We start from the raw sequence: 14,090 nt of genomic DNA on the forward strand, positions 1-14,090 counted from the left end.
ACACGGATCAAGGCATTGCAACCATGATGAACCGCCAACAACAAAAAGAGTTTTTGGAAGCCACGGCCTGGTTGCGCCCAGTCACACGCTGGGCTGCAGCCTTTTCCATTCGCTGGTCGGGCATTTTGCCTGCCGGCATCAGAAACTTGCCATTGAAAATCGTCAAACGGATCTTGGCGAACTATCAAACACGAATGAGCTCAGGCTGCAAGACGCACCGCTGATGCGCCTTGCAGTGGATCAACGCGGTTGACCAAAATCGAGGTTGTTGCAAGCCTCGCACTCGTCCTGAAAAATGCCCAACTTGACCAGCAAGGCATGGACCTCACAACCCAGACAAAAGCCCAGCACCGTTTCCATCCACATGAAGCCCAGGCACACCCAAACCATCACCAAGGGCAACCAGCGTGGCAAATATTGTTCGGTCGTGGGCAGCACCTGACTTTGGAAGATGAAGTTGACGGCTGCGGCGAACTTCTCGGGGTGAAAAAACACAAGGCAAACACTGATCATGGATGCCCCGATGGTCCATGCAAACCGTTTGGGTGCCAGAGGTTTCCACAAAGGACGCGCCTTGCGAGCCAGCAAGGTGGACAGCCAGATGGTGGGTGACAGGTAGGCCGTTTTGACGCTCATGCCAGCCAGCATTTCAAACAAGGCATAAATCAACAACCAGGTTTGCACCGTGTAGTCGTAGGTGCGTCGAACAGCCTCGACCATGTAAAGGATTCGGTTGTCAAAGTCGGTTTCAAACGTGTCCTTGATCACTTCCCCGGTCACGATCCATCGGCTGCCGAAGACGATGTCCCACAAGGTAAAGGCCATGAAGATCGGAATGGCCAGCATGATGCCCGCGCGAATGCGAACTGCGGTGTCATTGATGAACGGCGTGACATCGTCACGGCTTCTGAACCAGAGCAAGGACCAGGAATTGCCTGTTGTCATGCCATTTGAATCTGCCATTGGTCTCCCCTTTTTCCATGAAAATCAGTATGCTTTTTTCGCTTCGAGACAAGCCAGACTGATGTGTTTACCGAGTTGCCGGCAAAGCCATCCTGAGATGCAACTCTGTTGCATCTCAGAGCCCTGTGGGTTGATTCAAGCTCAGCCCACGTAGCCCTGGTTTGGCAATCCGCCTGTGATCTTGGGTGCATTGAGCTTGCGAGGCTTGACGCGGCCGCCGGGCTGCGTCTTGAGCCAGGTCTCGACCACTTCCCACACTTGTTTGTTGCCTTGGTTGCGCGCCTCTTCGGCCACAGGCGCCCAGCCAGCGACCTTGTATTTTTTGCCAGCATCAATCAACTGCCCATTCAGGCGCATGTCGCCAATGCGTGTGCCGATCTTGCCCAAGGGGTTGCAGCTGTAGCTCAAGCCGCCCACGCGCACCATGTCACCACCTTGTTGGTAGTAAGGATCGGGGTTGAACAGGTTGTCGCACACATCTTCCAGAACCGTTTTGATGGTCTCACCGGTCATTTCGGTCACGGTGGCATACGAGTAAGTGGTCGCGGTCATGTCCAGCAGCCACTCACGTGTGATGGCCTGACCAGGCAACAAGGATGTGCCCCAACGGAAGCCTGGCGAGAAGGCAATCTCGGCACCCTGCACATCGAGCAAGGCATCAACCAGCAGCTGGTCGCCCGTGCCGTTGAAGTTGCCACGGCGATAGAGCAAACCTTCCGAGATGCCGAGCTTCTCGGACAACTTGGCTTCATAAGGCGCACGGATCTTGGTGATCAAGGCATCCATCTCTTTGTCGGCGGGCAGCATGTTCGAGAACACAGGCAGCAGCTTATAACGGAAGTCGCTGACCTTTTTGTCTTTCACATCCAAGTCGAGCACGCCCAGGAACTTGCCATTGGAGCCTGCGTTGGTGACGATGGTCTTGCCGCTCTTGTTGGACACCAGCGTGGCCACAGGCATGCCGTCGTGGGTGTGGCCACCCATGATGGCGTCGATGCCGCTCACACGGCTGGCCATCTTCAAGTCCACATCCATGCCGTTGTGGCTGAGGACCACCACCACCTGCGCGCCTTTGCCACGCGCTTCGTTGACCATCAGCTGCATGTTCTCGTCTTGGATGCCAAAGGCCCAGTCGGCCACCATGTAACGCGGATTGGCAATCGGCGTGTAGGGGAAGGCCTGGCCGATGATGGCGCATGGCACACCATTGATCTCGCGGATCACATAGGGCTTGAACACCGGATCACCGAAGTCATTGGTCTTGACGTTTTGTGCGACGAAGTCCACCTTGCCTGCGAAATCCTTCTCGACGATTTCTTTGACACGCTCCATGCCCAGAGTGAATTCCCAGTGGCCGGTCATGACGTCCACACCCAGCAGTTTGCAGGCGTCGACCATGTCCTGACCGTTGGTCCACAGGCTGGTGCCTGAGCCCTGCCAGGTGTCCCCACCGTCCAGCAGCAAAGCGCCTGGGCGGCTGGCTTTCATGCGCTTGACCAAGGTGGCCAAGTGCGCAAAACCGCCGACCTTGCCGTAACGGTTGGCGGCTTTTTCGTAGTCCAGATACGTCAATGCATGCGCCTCTGCAGAGCCCGGACGTATCTTGGCCACTTTGAGCAAGTGCTCGCCCACCAGATGCGGCAAATTACCCTGCATCGAGCCAATGCCCATGTTGATGCTGGGCTCACGGAAGTAAATCGGCTTGAGCTGCGCATGGCAGTCGGTCATGTGCAAAAAGGACACATTGCCGAACTTGGGGATGTCGTACAGGCCATGGGCTGCGGTCGCTGCGCTGGCTTCAGAAAATTGGCCCATGCTCATGCCGGCCATGGTCCCAGCGCCCATCACTTGGATGAATTCACGTTTGGTCAAGTTCATATTTGCACTCACTGATGTATTAACGGCAAAAAAACCCGGGCACGCCGGGTTTCAGATGGATTACTGGTTGACGGGCGATTTGGGGTCCAGCAACAGGCCAACCACGTGGCGCACTTGCGCTTCAGTCAAGATACCCATGTGACCTGCACGGGGCATGTTGGAGCACGCGTTGTAGGCTTTGGAGTTCCAGATCTTGCCCCAGGTGTATTCCACAATGGGTTTGCTTTCGGGGCTGTTCGGATCGGTCACGCCGCGGATCTTGCCGTAGTTGTAGAGGCTCGGGCCAATCGTGCCGAAAGAGATTTCCTCTTTGCTGATTTGGTGGCAGTTGTAGCAATTGCCACCATTCACATCGCTGGCTTTGTCTGTCCAGGTCAAGCCACGTCCACTCTGGGCAATAGCCTCGCCTTGCTTCCAATCGCCGATGAATTTCCCATCCGAGGGCCATTTGATGGCCTTCAAATTCATGTCTTCGATGGCTTTGGCGGTCTTCTCATCCAAAGGCTTGCCCACCACATCGGCTTCGCTGCATGCGCGGTTGGTTTCATCGGTGTTCAAGACGCGATCGACTTTGACAAAACCCTCGTCGCGAAACGATGCTTTGACGATCTTGTGGGTCAGCTCATTGAGTTCAGCCACTGAAGGGGCCGATGCACAACCGACCACCAGCAAAGCTGCAGCGATACCGGTCATGACAAATTGAATTTTCTTTTTCATGGAGATCACCTTCATTCATCAGCGCTTGATGGCTGGAGCCACCGATGCTGCACCCTTGGCATTCACACCCAAATAGGTGGCCAGGGCCAATGTGGCATCGCTGCCAAAACCGGGGTATGGGAAGCGTTGCTGACGGTAGCAGTCATTCAAACGCAGTTGCATGCCCCACATTTGACCGTTGGACACGCGGTAGGCCGGCCAAGCGGCAAAACCGACACCATCACCGGGATTTTTGGTCAGCATGGGCAAGTCTTGCAGGCGAATGCGTTTGCCCTCTTCGCCGTGGCAAGAGGCACAAGAGAAATCATGCGGACCACCGCGTTGGAAAAACAAACGCTTGCCGACTTCATAAAAAGTCTTTTCCTGCGGATGCGCTTGCGACAGATTGAAACGCATGCCCTTGGACTCTGCGGCGATCCAGGTGGCCAGTGCCGTCACGTTGTTTTGCTCGCCCTTACCAAAGGGTGTCTTGTAAATCTCGGCAGCGTTGAAACCCTGAAGGGTTTCCATGCAAGTGACCAAACGGGTTTCCAGATCCTGCACGCGCTGTGTATCTGCAAAGTAACGGGGCAACTCCACGAATGCGCCTTTGACCACGCCAGGGCCTTTGCCCAGATCGCATTTCTCAAGGCTGGCATTTTTGGGGCCACGCTTTTGCGTCCACAAGCCCTCGCCTTTGGCCTCAAACAGGTCGGCAGGGTTACCGTCTTGCAACATGGCGCGGTATTCATCAATGCCTTGGCTGGCGGTCTTTTGCGCCATGGCGGGGACGACGGCCATGGCCAAAACAGTGGCCAAGGTCATTGTGGTCGCGTATTTCATGCGTCACCTCTTATTCATTCTCAAAACAAAAAAAGGGTGAAGTCAAATGCTTCACCCTTTTTGATTCACCACGTTATCAGGAAACCGTAGCTTCGTCTGTGCGGGTATCGCCCTTGTTGTCTTTCCAGGTCACAGCAACTTTATCACCGGCCTTGGCACCCTTGATGGCGAACTGCATAAAGGGGTTCTTGGAGACAGCGGGGCCCCATTCAGCGGCCAGCACTTGCTTGCCGTTCAAAGCAGCGGTGACTTCCTGGATATACCAAGCTGGGACCAATTTGCCAGCGGCGTCTTTGCGCTGACCGGATTCCATCTCGTGGCTCATGAGCACGCGGACGGTGGCTTTGTCGCCGGATACTTGGGCACGAATGCGCATGGGATCTGCCATTTTTTACTCCAATTCTTTCAATGTTTTGTGGATCGGATCAGTGAGCGTTTAACCGCCGCACCCGCCCAAAGTGACTTTGACTTCCTTCTTGGCGAAGAAAGCTTTGCCATCGGCCATGATGGCGACAGCGTAAACATCCGAAGATTGACCCATCTTGGCACGTGTGGCGAAGTTGGCATCAATGCTGTCGCTCACATGGAACAAGGCGACCAATGCTGCAGGGTTCTTCTCAACGAGAACCAGCAATTGCTTCACGCCAGCCAAAGAGGTGCTGGCACCCAATGGAACCACAGCGCCGTTTTCAGCGATGTCCGGACCGGTGATGGTCACATCCTTGCTTTCAGCCAAACTGACGGCGCCAGCGGCTTTGGCAGCATCTTGAATAGACTTGGCATCAAAGGCCACTTTGTTGAACGCGGCTTGTGCGAACTGGGGGAAGCCAGCCGTGGCCAACAGGCCTGCCACTACAGCGCTTTGCTTGAGTGTCTCGCGACGGGTTTGCATCTGATATCTCCTTGAGGTTGAGTGATGCTATTGAAACAGGTTCAGCAGTGCAACAGGTATAGCCCGTATTACTTGCTGGCCCCCTTTGAAATCCATTCGGCAATTTTCTTGGCGTCCGCTTCAGGCAGGGACTGTGCAGGCATGGGGATCGGCCCCCACACACCAGAACCACCGGCCTTGATTTTGCCAGCCAAATAGTCGGCCTTGCCTGCATGCTTTTTGGCTACTTCATTGAAGCCTGGGCCCACCACTTTCTTGTCCACACCGTGGCATGCTGTGCAGCTGTACTTGTTCAGCAATGCAATGGCGGCTTTGGCCTCGGCATTCTCTGGCTTGGCGGGTGCTGCCGCAGCAGCGGGCGCTGCAACGGCAGGCATGCCGGCCTTGGCTTCTGGCTTGGTGGTGTCCACACCGTGCTGCTGGCCCACCAGACGGTTTTGCTCCGCCAGGTTACCGTGCGCGTTGCGTGCAAAGTCAGGCAAAAAGGACGCCACTTTAGGCTCAGGCGTGCAGTCTTTCAGGCAGATCTTGTTATCGGTATCTGGCTTCTTGACACCACCAAATTCACGACCGGGCCACATGGCGTGCTGGGTCGTCATGCCGTTGCGGTTGGGCATGCGATTTTGCACGTCAGCGATGTTTTTGTCCGACAACACGAAGTCATCAGGTACCACATTGCCCAAATTCAACAAGAACGCCGTCACCGCATAGACTTCTTCTGTAGTCAAAGACTTGGGGCTGGTCCAAGGCATGGCGCGGTTGATGTAGTCCCACAAGGTCGACACCGTGGCCACCTTCATGATGGTGGTGCGGCCTGGATAGTCAGAACGATTCAAATTGGCCACGCGGCCAGTCTTGACGTCTTCGGCAGTGGTGCCGCCAATCAAGGGGCTGAACACTTCACCGGATTCACCGAACACGCCGTGGCAATGCGCGCATTTGCCTTCCCAAACGTCTTGCCCCTTGGCCACAGAGCCCGAACCTGCAGGCAAGCCTTTGAAGTCTGGCCGGACATCGATGTCCCACTTGGCGACTTCTTTGGGAGTGGCGGGGCGCCCCACCCCAGGGTATTTGGGCGACTGCGCTGTAGCCAAGCCAGCCACGGCCAGCAAGGCGACCGTCAAAACGGCATTACGAAACCTGGACATTTTTCACCTCACCGTTTTCCTGAACCAGCCACGACTGGATGGCGTTGTTGTGATAGATCGAACGCGTACCGCGCACGCCACGCAATTGCTGATAAGTCGGCTGAACATGGCCTGTCTCGTCCTGTGCTCGGCTTTGGATGATGGCAGGCTTACCGTCCCAAACCCAATCGAGGTTGAAACGCGTCAATGCCTTGGACAAAACAGGCGTTTCCAGGCGCGCTTGCCTCCAATTGCGGCCACCATCGGTGGACACGTCCACGCGCTGGATCTTGCCTTTGCCCGACCAGGCCAATCCCGTGATGTTGTAGAAACCTTTGTCCAGCAGCACCTGGCCACCAGAAGGCGTGGTCACTACGCTCTTGACTTCCTGGATGTTGGTGTACTGACGGTGCAAGCCACCGGGCTGCAAATCGATGTAATGCACGGCTTCGTCTTTGGCCGCATAGGGCTTGTCACCCACTTCGATGCGGCGCAGGTACTTGACCCAGCTGACGCCCTGCACACCAGGCACCACCAGGCGCAGGGGGTAGCCGTTTTCTGGGCGGAGCATTTCACCGTTCTGGCCATAGGCCACCAACACTTCACCCGAGGTGATCAGGCTCATCGGGATGGTGCGGGTCATGGACGAGCCATCGCCGCCTTCGGCCAAAATGAACTTGCCGTTTTTAAGATCCGCGCCAGCCAATTCAAGCAACGTGATCAAGGGCACGCCGGTGAACTCGCTGCACGACAACATGCCGTGGGTGTATTGCACCGTGGGGACAGCCACATTGCCCCAATCGACAGCGGTGTTGGCACCGCACTCGATGAAATGAAAGCGCGACACGGATGGCAATCGCATGATCTCGTCCATGGTGAACACCATGTTCTTTTTGACCATGCCGTTGATCATGAAGCGGTGTTTGGACGGATCGATGTCCCACCAGCCTTGGTGGTGTCGCTCGAAGTGCAGACCGCTGGGGGTCACGATACCGAACAAGGATTGCAGTGGCGCAAACGACACCGAAGCCTGAGTGGTCTGTGTCAGTCCCGGACTCTGACGACGTTGCAAGTTGGCTTCGAACTTAGATGGCTTGCCATACCCTTCAACCGCCACGCCCTGACCCAGATTGGTCGCATGCTCAGGCAAATTCAAGATGTTGGGATCGCCACCTTCAGTCGGCACAGGATTGCCTTGTGCCAAAGCCATGGGTGCAGCCGCACCCGCAGCAGCCGCAGCAAATGCGCTGCGAATGAAATCACGGCGACCTTTTTTTCCTTCGGCATAAACCTCTTTGATGCCAGTTTGGGTCAGGAAGTTCTCCGGTGCTTTTTGCACCCTCCCTGAGTTAATGTTGTCTTCTTTCACACAAACTCCTCGTTTTGAGTTGTCAATTCACGGCCACGTCGATGGCGACTTGTGTACTCACCGCACGGCAAACCACCACAGTTGTCTCGTCTGCAATCCGATAAAACAGTTGAGCACCTTGGCGACGTTTACCCAAAACGCCTGATCTGTACATGATGTTCAGATGTTGGGACATATTGGGTTGCGCCACATCAATGCTGCCAAGCAATTGCCCGACATTTTTCTCACCCTGACACAGCTGGCTGATGATGCGCAGACGAATCGGCGTGGACAGTACGGCAAACAACTCCGCCGCCTTATCGACAACCTCATCAACCTCATCGCTCATGCACCGCTTGCCATTAAGTTAATATATTCGGATGTGCGAATATATACGATAAATGATGAATCTGAACCAAGGATTACATGGACGATAGCAACTGATCAGGACAAACCCTGATCAGTTGCGCCCTTTGACTCAATAGCGGTAGCTCAGCAACATCTGATAGTTGGTCTGGCTGTGGCTGATGGTCAAAGGCATCTGCCCCGATGTATTGACGACCGTCACAGTTGGCGCATGGGACATCGCAGCATCCACGCTGACCGACTTGCTGATCTTGTAACCAAACCCTGCGGTGTAATGGTCTTTCACAATGGCTGGGAACAAGGGATTGACGGTGCCATCAGGAATGGGATTCGATGCATGGTTGTAGCCCGCACGCAAGGTCCAGACGTCATCCAATTGGTAGGCACCACCCAAGGCCACGACCGTTTGGTCTTTCCAGTTTTGAGGCATGGTGAAGTTGACATTGCCCCCCATGGTGGCGCTGTCGTAGCGCATGGAAAAGCCCTTCATCACACTTGACCAACCGATGCGTTTGACATCTGCTGCCACCAACAACTTGGGGCTGGCCTGCCATGCCAGGCCCACTGTGGTGGATTCCGGCATCTGAAAGTTGATCACCGAGATCTTTCCTGCATCTGCGAACCCCCCAGGGCCACTCATGCCCGCACCGGCCGCTGTTGTTGTCATGTCGCTGAGGTTGGTCTTGAGATGATGACTCAATCCCAGAGACAAGTCTTTGTTAGCCTGGAAAACCAGTCCCAACTTGCCCGTCCAGCCAGACCCTTTGGCAGCACCCGTGAATTTATTGGAATTGCTGAAATCAATACGTGCCCATGGCGCCGCCGCCAACCCTGCAGCAGCCGCTGCGATGTTGCCAGAACCACCCGTGACCATGCCACCCAACTGTGCACCACTGGCGGCCATCTTCATGTCCAAGCTGGCCCATGAATAGTCGAGAGAGGCGCCAATATTCAACTGATCATTGACCTTCAAGGCCACCGGAAAAATCACGCGCCCCACTGCCAACTCGGAACGCACGTCCTGACCGGTTTGCATGGCCAAGAACGCGTCAGCGCCGTATTCAGTACCCATCCCACCTTGACCAAAAACACCCACACCCCAGGTCATCCGGTCGTCTTTGCGAACCCAGCCCATGGCGGGCATGACATAAGAAGTTCCGCTGGACGATGCCGTTGGCATGCCGGTCATGCTGGATTTGACGTTGGGTCCCAACACGCCCACAGCCACATCCAAGCGAGAACCATTGGCCCCCAATTGCAAAGTAGCGGGGTTGTTCATCATGGCCGCCGTGCCATTGTCAAACGCCGTGGCAGCGCCACCCATGGCCAGTGATTGCGGGCCATAGCCCTCCATCAACATGCCGTTGGTGGCATGTGCCGACAAAGAAGCCAGCAGCAGGGCTGATGCAGTAACCGTTGCGCGCAGTGTGTGTGTCGTTTTCATGTTTTGTCTCCTCGTGTCGGTTTAAATCAGAACTCACCCTTGGAGCCGCGCTCCATCATTTCCCAAATGGTGTCGCGCACGGCTCGGGCTTCTTCCTTCAGTGGGGAAGGCAACTGGCGGCCCATCTTGACCATCATGTCCATGTTGAGCGTGTACATCCACAGGCCATCTTCTTTCTCAACCAATGAGATGCGGCAAGGCAAGTAAGCGGCCATGTGGGGGCTGAAATCCACCATGCGACGTGCCGTGGTGGGGGTGCAGAAGGAGTAGACCGTCAGCAGTTTTTGTTTTTGCCCGGTACGGGCCTCCAGTTCTTTGGACAAAGGCAACGTGCCCACGTCTTTCATGTTGCGCTCAGTGGCCACTTGCTTGAGAACTTGCTCCACTTCGTTGGCCGTGACACCGGCCTTGACCTTGCGCTCCCATGTGGTCGCCACAGCGATGTCACCATTGCCATCCACCCAACGATCCCACATGCGACCAGCTTCGGCGGCGGCACCCGTCTCAAGCTTGCCCATCGTGCCGATGGTTCCACAACCAGTCAGCCAGACAGTACTGGCCAAAACGCACCACTTCACCCAGGTCCAAGATTTGCGCATTTGTATCTCCTTCAGATTTGCGACATTTGAACAGCGGGTCCCACCTCTCGGAGAGACCCCGCCTTTGATTCAAATCATCAAAGATATTCGCGAAAACTGATATAGGAGATACCCTATATAAGCAGGTGTTTATTTAAATTTGTAGTAGTTCTTGTTCAAGACGGCTGACACGGCATCGACCTCTTCAGGGAACATGCCCATGTTCAGCTCGGTGTTGCATTGCTCGACCATGCCACGCAACATGCCAGCCGTGTTGATTCGCCCTTTGGGCTTGTAGATCGCACTGCCGTCACCCGGAACCTTTGACGCGTGGCATTCGACGCACTTGTTCTCATCGATCAATTTTTGACCCAACTTCAAGTCTGCCCCGTGAAAAATGGCAGGCTGCGCGTGTAGCCCTGTGAATGCGCCCGCCAACATGAAATACAAAACCCATCGAATTGATGCAGGCATGGAATGTCTCCCCCAAAAAAAACCGCTCTTCAGTTGCCCGAAGAGCGGAATATAAAAGCCACGAGTACCAATCGAGCTTTCACAACTTCAACACCCAATTGACAAGCAATTGGCCATAACAATTACTTGGCACCCGCCAAAATCCAGGCTGCCAATGTGTTGGCATCTGCATCGCTCAAAGCAACTTGTGTAGGCATGGGAACTGGACCCCACTTACCGGAACCACCAGACTTGATATTCTTTGCCACCGCTGCCACCGCTGCCACAGCGTCCTTTTGGCCTGAATATTTCTTGGCCACATCTTGGTAGGCTGGACCCACCACTTTTTTATCCACTGCATGGCATGCCATGCAGGCATTTTTCTTGGCAAGGTCCAAGTTGGCAAAGGCCGGTACAGCAAACAATGCAGACACAGCGACCAAAGCAGACAACAGTTTCATGCAAGCTCCACTTTAAATATAAACAGCCGCTAATTTAACGCAAAAAGCCGATGAGTCCAACAAATCACACCATCCATGCGCTCAGGGATTTCACCAGTGACCGCATTTACAAACAGCCATTTTGACGTCACCATTTTTCTTCATGACCCATCTGCTTGGCAAACTCAGGCACCTGGCAGCGCTCATTCAAATGAAGGTTGTTCCGGTTTGACCACCGGCATTCCACCGCCCTGCCAAGCGTCAAATCCCCCCGCGAGCGAACGGACATTCAGGTAACCCATCGCCTGCATGGTTTGTGCCGCCAATGCAGCTCGACCGCTCGTCTTGCAATACACAACAATGTTCAGATCACGTGATGCCAGTGCAGGTGAGGCGCTGAGCTTGAACTCCAGCAAACCGCGTGGCATCAACACAGCGCCTGCAATGTGGCCCGCAGCAAACTCATCCGCTTCTCGAACGTCGAGCAACACATCGGCCTCAAGAATCGCTTGCGCTGCATCTTCCAAGGCAATTTCCCGGGTGTGTGTTTTGGCTTGCGCCACCAAATCATGTGCTGTTTTCATAATTTTTTTCTTTCAATGCTGTGGAGTAGATGTGGCCTTGAGGTTGGCGTCCATGCCGCCTTTGGCTTTCCATTCGGCATAGCCACCTTGAAGAATGCGGACATTTTCCCAACCTGCGACCCGCAAGGAAAATCCTGCCTGCGCAGACAAACTGCCGGTATTGCAATAAACCAGTACCGGCTTGTTTTTGGGAATGAGCGCCGACTTGGCCAGCACTTGACGCCATTCGATGTTGATGGCGCCCGGAATGTGTTCTTTGCCAAATTGATTGGCATCGCGTGTATCGATGACGATCATCTTGGCGTACTCGGCCTTGGGAATTTGTTCTGAAAATATCGTGGCCCCGCCGTAATCAACGAACTCGAGATAGGCAGACATTTCGTCCACAGCAACAGCCTTGGCATCTGTGGCCCAAACCAAATGGCTGTTCAATGCCCCCAGACACAGCACCAAGAAGGGGAGGGTTCGAAGAGAATGAATCATGTTCATGCGGAAATCCATCAGTTTTAGCTAATATACCCAATTATCCGTTCCCCAGTAAACGACAACAGATCAACCCGCAACACCATGACAGCATTCAACAGTCCACTCAACACATGGAACCAACGATTCGCCACGGATCAGTACATTTTTGGCGAAACACCCAATGCGTACCTGCGCAGCCAAATGGCGCACCTGCAAGCTGGTTCTGCTCTGGCTGTAGCAGATGGCGAAGGCCGCAATGGTGTCTGGCTGGCGGAGCAAGGTCTCGCCGTTGATGCCTTTGATTTTTCAGAAAACGCCATTCAAAAAGCACGGGTGTTGGCGGCACGTCGCATGCAATCGGTTCAGTGGCATTGCAGCGACTGGCAATCGTTCAAATGGAAGGCATCACACTACAACAATGTGGTCGGCATCTTCTTCCAATTTGCCAACCCGCTGGAACGCAAGGCGCTTTTTACAAAGATGGACGCGAGCCTGAAGTCCGGCGGGACATTGATCATTCAGGGCTACACGGCAGCACAACTGAAGTTCAACACAGGTGGCCCGGGCAAACTGGCACACATGTACGACGAGTCCCTGATGCGTGAAGCTTTTGCAAATTACGACATCATCAACTTGCAAACCTACGAAGCGCAGATAGACGAAGGTACGGCCCACAAAGGCATGTCTGGTCTGCTGGGCTTGACCGCTCGAAAGCGCTGAAATTGAGCTGATGGCCGCTCAAACCATTAGCTTTTTTTCGTCCAAAATCTCGTAGCGCCTGCCCTGTTTGTCGCAAGATTTCAAGGTGCCATCACGAATCAGTCCCGAAATTTCACGACTCACAGTTTCCAACTTGAGGTCGAGCATGGCGCCCATGTCATCACGCGCAAAGAATGCCGTGAACTGTGACTGCTCTGGATCTCGCATTTTCAATGCCAAACTGGCCACGCGCTGACGCGCAGAGCCGAAATTCAATTCGGCCAACCAATCATCAGCGTCTTTCAAAGCTTGCTGCCATTTTTGCATCAACCTCAAGTGCAAACGAGGGGAGTTGGCAGACAGTTGATGGATCACCGACAAAGGGATCCTGCAAACGCTGACATCCACCATCGCAACGGCTTCACTGTCGTAACGCCCAGTGACCAAGGCCTCCAGACCGATCACATCCCCCGGGCGCAACACTCTGACAATGCGTTCACGGCCGTCAACCGTTGCACGGACCAACTTCACGGTGCCTTTTCGCAGCGTGAACAAGCCTTGCGCTGTCTGCCCCTCCGTGTACAAGACCGCATCCGCCTGAAAGCCCATGTCATCGATGGGCGTGTGCATGTCGCTGAAGTCTTGCTCGTTAAGGTCGGCAAACAAGACCATGTCACGTATGCCACAAGTGCGGCAGTCGGAAGTGCCCTTCCATGCGGAATCAATGCGGATTGGAATCATGACTGCTTGTCAAAAATTGAAATTTTTCGGGAAGGAAGACTGCATGGATTTCTAAGGTCAGCAGGATCGATTCAAAGCGCCTGTCGGCCCTTGATCAGGCGCTCATCCAGATAAGGGCCATAGAAATCCGGCAGATAACCGCCCTCCATGCGTTCTGCAACTTCTTTGCCCCCCGGGCCGAAGAACAGCAAAGTCGGCGCAATGGAAATGTGCCATTGTTTGATCAGTTGATCATGCGTGGTCGAGCGTCCTTGGAAATCCAACACCACTTGCGCACTGCGCATGTCGAGCTGCACGATGGGCGCGCCCGCTTTTTGCATGGGCACCAGATGGCTGCTGCGTGCAACTCGGCAAAACGGACAACCCTCCAGGCTCACCATCACGATCAAGGGTTGTTTTTGCTGCAAAGCCCGATCCAATTCGGCCTGCAAAGATTGAGGCGTAGGCAGCACAGCAGAGGCTATCGACTGCGCGCAAACACCTTGGGCAAACCCCAATGACGCCACCCCCAAGAAATGACGACGTTTCAAAGCGAGGTTCAAAGTAAACTCATTCATGAATATCGATCAAAAA

19 protein-coding genes are annotated in these 14,090 nt (G+C 54.6%); 2 read left to right on the plus strand and 17 right to left on the minus strand.

The window, feature by feature from the left end; all coding sequences use genetic code 11:
- The first annotated feature begins 23 nt into the window (after positions 1–23).
- Complete coding sequence (locus B9Z52_RS06530; RefSeq protein ID WP_108413052.1) at positions 24–224, plus strand: hypothetical protein; 201 nt, start codon at positions 24–26, stop codon at positions 222–224.
- A gap of 16 nt (positions 225–240) precedes the next feature.
- On the opposite strand, the gene B9Z52_RS06535 is transcribed toward B9Z52_RS06530, so the two are convergent.
- From B9Z52_RS06535 to B9Z52_RS06605, 15 genes are all read right to left on the minus strand, one after another.
- Positions 241–945, minus strand: a complete 705-nt coding sequence (locus tag B9Z52_RS06535) for a DUF4395 family protein (RefSeq protein WP_233251845.1) — start codon at positions 943–945, stop codon at positions 241–243.
- Positions 946–1,104: 159 nt separating this feature from the next.
- Positions 1,105–2,841, minus strand: coding sequence for a thiosulfohydrolase SoxB (gene soxB / locus B9Z52_RS06540; RefSeq protein WP_108413054.1), 1,737 nt, complete (start codon positions 2,839–2,841; stop codon positions 1,105–1,107).
- A gap of 60 nt (positions 2,842–2,901) precedes the next feature.
- Positions 2,902–3,558, minus strand: a complete 657-nt coding sequence (gene soxX, locus B9Z52_RS06545) for a sulfur oxidation c-type cytochrome SoxX (protein ID WP_108413287.1) — start codon at positions 3,556–3,558, stop codon at positions 2,902–2,904.
- A gap of 18 nt (positions 3,559–3,576) precedes the next feature.
- On the minus strand, positions 3,577–4,320 hold the full coding sequence (gene soxA, locus B9Z52_RS06550; RefSeq protein ID WP_369907866.1) for a sulfur oxidation c-type cytochrome SoxA: 744 nt from the start codon (positions 4,318–4,320) through the stop codon (positions 3,577–3,579).
- 136 nt (positions 4,321–4,456) lie between these two features.
- Positions 4,457–4,768 carry a thiosulfate oxidation carrier complex protein SoxZ gene (gene soxZ / locus B9Z52_RS06555; protein WP_199222051.1) on the minus strand — a complete coding sequence of 104 codons (312 nt, stop codon included), beginning with the start codon at positions 4,766–4,768 and terminating at the stop codon, positions 4,457–4,459.
- A gap of 48 nt (positions 4,769–4,816) precedes the next feature.
- A complete protein-coding gene (soxY, locus tag B9Z52_RS06560; RefSeq protein WP_108413056.1) occupies positions 4,817–5,272 on the minus strand; it encodes a thiosulfate oxidation carrier protein SoxY in 456 nt (151 codons plus the stop codon).
- A 68-nt stretch (positions 5,273–5,340) separates the two neighbouring features.
- Positions 5,341–6,420: a c-type cytochrome gene (locus B9Z52_RS06565; protein ID WP_108413057.1), complete on the minus strand. Its 1,080-nt coding sequence runs from the start codon at positions 6,418–6,420 to the stop codon at positions 5,341–5,343.
- Positions 6,404–7,768, minus strand: coding sequence for a sulfite dehydrogenase (gene soxC / locus B9Z52_RS06570; RefSeq protein WP_233251846.1), 1,365 nt, complete (start codon positions 7,766–7,768; stop codon positions 6,404–6,406). Before soxC ends, B9Z52_RS06565 begins: the two co-directional genes overlap by 17 nt.
- 22 nt (positions 7,769–7,790) lie before the next feature.
- Positions 7,791–8,096 (minus strand): helix-turn-helix transcriptional regulator, encoded by a 306-nt coding sequence (locus tag B9Z52_RS06575; RefSeq protein WP_108413058.1) that lies wholly within the window; start codon positions 8,094–8,096, stop codon positions 7,791–7,793.
- Positions 8,097–8,225: 129 nt separating this feature from the next.
- The gene (locus B9Z52_RS06580) at positions 8,226–9,557 is read right to left on the minus strand and encodes an OmpP1/FadL family transporter (protein WP_108413059.1); all 1,332 of its coding nucleotides are present in this window, start codon (positions 9,555–9,557) and stop codon (positions 8,226–8,228) included.
- A 26-nt stretch (positions 9,558–9,583) separates the two neighbouring features.
- On the minus strand, positions 9,584–10,156 hold the full coding sequence (locus B9Z52_RS06585) for a DUF302 domain-containing protein (RefSeq protein ID WP_108413060.1): 573 nt from the start codon (positions 10,154–10,156) through the stop codon (positions 9,584–9,586).
- A gap of 129 nt (positions 10,157–10,285) precedes the next feature.
- Positions 10,286–10,609 carry a hypothetical protein gene (locus B9Z52_RS06590; RefSeq protein WP_108413061.1) on the minus strand — a complete coding sequence of 108 codons (324 nt, stop codon included), beginning with the start codon at positions 10,607–10,609 and terminating at the stop codon, positions 10,286–10,288.
- 122 nt (positions 10,610–10,731) lie between these two features.
- Positions 10,732–11,049 carry a c-type cytochrome gene (locus B9Z52_RS06595; protein WP_108413062.1) on the minus strand — a complete coding sequence of 106 codons (318 nt, stop codon included), beginning with the start codon at positions 11,047–11,049 and terminating at the stop codon, positions 10,732–10,734.
- 182 nt (positions 11,050–11,231) lie between these two features.
- The gene (locus B9Z52_RS06600; RefSeq protein ID WP_108413063.1) at positions 11,232–11,612 is read right to left on the minus strand and encodes a rhodanese-like domain-containing protein; all 381 of its coding nucleotides are present in this window, start codon (positions 11,610–11,612) and stop codon (positions 11,232–11,234) included.
- A 12-nt stretch (positions 11,613–11,624) separates the two neighbouring features.
- Positions 11,625–12,113 carry a rhodanese-like domain-containing protein gene (locus tag B9Z52_RS06605; RefSeq protein ID WP_233251847.1) on the minus strand — a complete coding sequence of 163 codons (489 nt, stop codon included), beginning with the start codon at positions 12,111–12,113 and terminating at the stop codon, positions 11,625–11,627.
- A gap of 66 nt (positions 12,114–12,179) precedes the next feature.
- Between B9Z52_RS06605 and B9Z52_RS06610 the strand changes: the two genes are divergently transcribed.
- Positions 12,180–12,797 carry a bifunctional 2-polyprenyl-6-hydroxyphenol methylase/3-demethylubiquinol 3-O-methyltransferase UbiG gene (locus tag B9Z52_RS06610; RefSeq protein ID WP_108413064.1) on the plus strand — a complete coding sequence of 206 codons (618 nt, stop codon included), beginning with the start codon at positions 12,180–12,182 and terminating at the stop codon, positions 12,795–12,797.
- 18 nt (positions 12,798–12,815) lie between these two features.
- Here B9Z52_RS06610 and B9Z52_RS06615 read toward each other — a convergent pair whose 3' ends face one another.
- Together B9Z52_RS06615 and B9Z52_RS06620 are read right to left on the minus strand one after the other, a co-directional pair.
- Positions 12,816–13,517, minus strand: a complete 702-nt coding sequence (locus B9Z52_RS06615) for a Crp/Fnr family transcriptional regulator (RefSeq protein ID WP_108413065.1) — start codon at positions 13,515–13,517, stop codon at positions 12,816–12,818.
- Positions 13,518–13,588: 71 nt separating this feature from the next.
- Positions 13,589–14,074, minus strand: coding sequence for a hypothetical protein (locus B9Z52_RS06620; protein WP_233251848.1), 486 nt, complete (start codon positions 14,072–14,074; stop codon positions 13,589–13,591).
- Positions 14,075–14,090: the final 16 nt, after the last annotated feature.

It is taken from the genome of Limnohabitans sp. Jir72 (assembly GCF_003063575.1).
Lineage (GTDB): Bacteria > Pseudomonadota > Gammaproteobacteria > Burkholderiales > Burkholderiaceae_C > Limnohabitans_A.

What these genes read in the sequence shown, in the direction of transcription:
- B9Z52_RS06530 (WP_108413052.1), top strand. Translation starts at nt 24, where the DNA reads ATGATGAACCGCCAACAACAAAAAGAGTTTTTGGAAGCCACGGCCTGG.
- soxX (WP_108413287.1), bottom strand. Translation starts at nt 3,558, where the DNA reads ATGAAAAAGAAAATTCAATTTGTCATGACCGGTATCGCTGCAGCTTTG.
- B9Z52_RS06590 (WP_108413061.1), bottom strand. Translation starts at nt 10,609, where the DNA reads ATGCCTGCATCAATTCGATGGGTTTTGTATTTCATGTTGGCGGGCGCA.
- soxZ (WP_199222051.1), bottom strand. Translation starts at nt 4,768, where the DNA reads ATGGCAGATCCCATGCGCATTCGTGCCCAAGTATCCGGCGACAAAGCC.
- B9Z52_RS06600 (WP_108413063.1), bottom strand. Translation starts at nt 11,612, where the DNA reads ATGAAAACAGCACATGATTTGGTGGCGCAAGCCAAAACACACACCCGG.
- B9Z52_RS06575 (WP_108413058.1), bottom strand. Translation starts at nt 8,096, where the DNA reads ATGAGCGATGAGGTTGATGAGGTTGTCGATAAGGCGGCGGAGTTGTTT.
- B9Z52_RS06605 (WP_233251847.1), bottom strand. Translation starts at nt 12,113, where the DNA reads ATGGATTTCCGCATGAACATGATTCATTCTCTTCGAACCCTCCCCTTC.
- soxA (WP_369907866.1), bottom strand. Translation starts at nt 4,320, where the DNA reads ATGGCGCAAAAGACCGCCAGCCAAGGCATTGATGAATACCGCGCCATG.
- soxB (WP_108413054.1), bottom strand. Translation starts at nt 2,841, where the DNA reads ATGAACTTGACCAAACGTGAATTCATCCAAGTGATGGGCGCTGGGACC.
- B9Z52_RS06535 (WP_233251845.1), bottom strand. Translation starts at nt 945, where the DNA reads ATGACAACAGGCAATTCCTGGTCCTTGCTCTGGTTCAGAAGCCGTGAC.
- B9Z52_RS06610 (WP_108413064.1), top strand. Translation starts at nt 12,180, where the DNA reads ATGACAGCATTCAACAGTCCACTCAACACATGGAACCAACGATTCGCC.
- B9Z52_RS06585 (WP_108413060.1), bottom strand. Translation starts at nt 10,156, where the DNA reads ATGCGCAAATCTTGGACCTGGGTGAAGTGGTGCGTTTTGGCCAGTACT.
- soxY (WP_108413056.1), bottom strand. Translation starts at nt 5,272, where the DNA reads ATGCAAACCCGTCGCGAGACACTCAAGCAAAGCGCTGTAGTGGCAGGC.
- B9Z52_RS06565 (WP_108413057.1), bottom strand. Translation starts at nt 6,420, where the DNA reads ATGTCCAGGTTTCGTAATGCCGTTTTGACGGTCGCCTTGCTGGCCGTG.
- B9Z52_RS06620 (WP_233251848.1), bottom strand. Translation starts at nt 14,074, where the DNA reads ATGAATGAGTTTACTTTGAACCTCGCTTTGAAACGTCGTCATTTCTTG.
- B9Z52_RS06615 (WP_108413065.1), bottom strand. Translation starts at nt 13,517, where the DNA reads ATGATTCCAATCCGCATTGATTCCGCATGGAAGGGCACTTCCGACTGC.
- B9Z52_RS06595 (WP_108413062.1), bottom strand. Translation starts at nt 11,049, where the DNA reads ATGAAACTGTTGTCTGCTTTGGTCGCTGTGTCTGCATTGTTTGCTGTA.
- B9Z52_RS06580 (WP_108413059.1), bottom strand. Translation starts at nt 9,557, where the DNA reads ATGAAAACGACACACACACTGCGCGCAACGGTTACTGCATCAGCCCTG.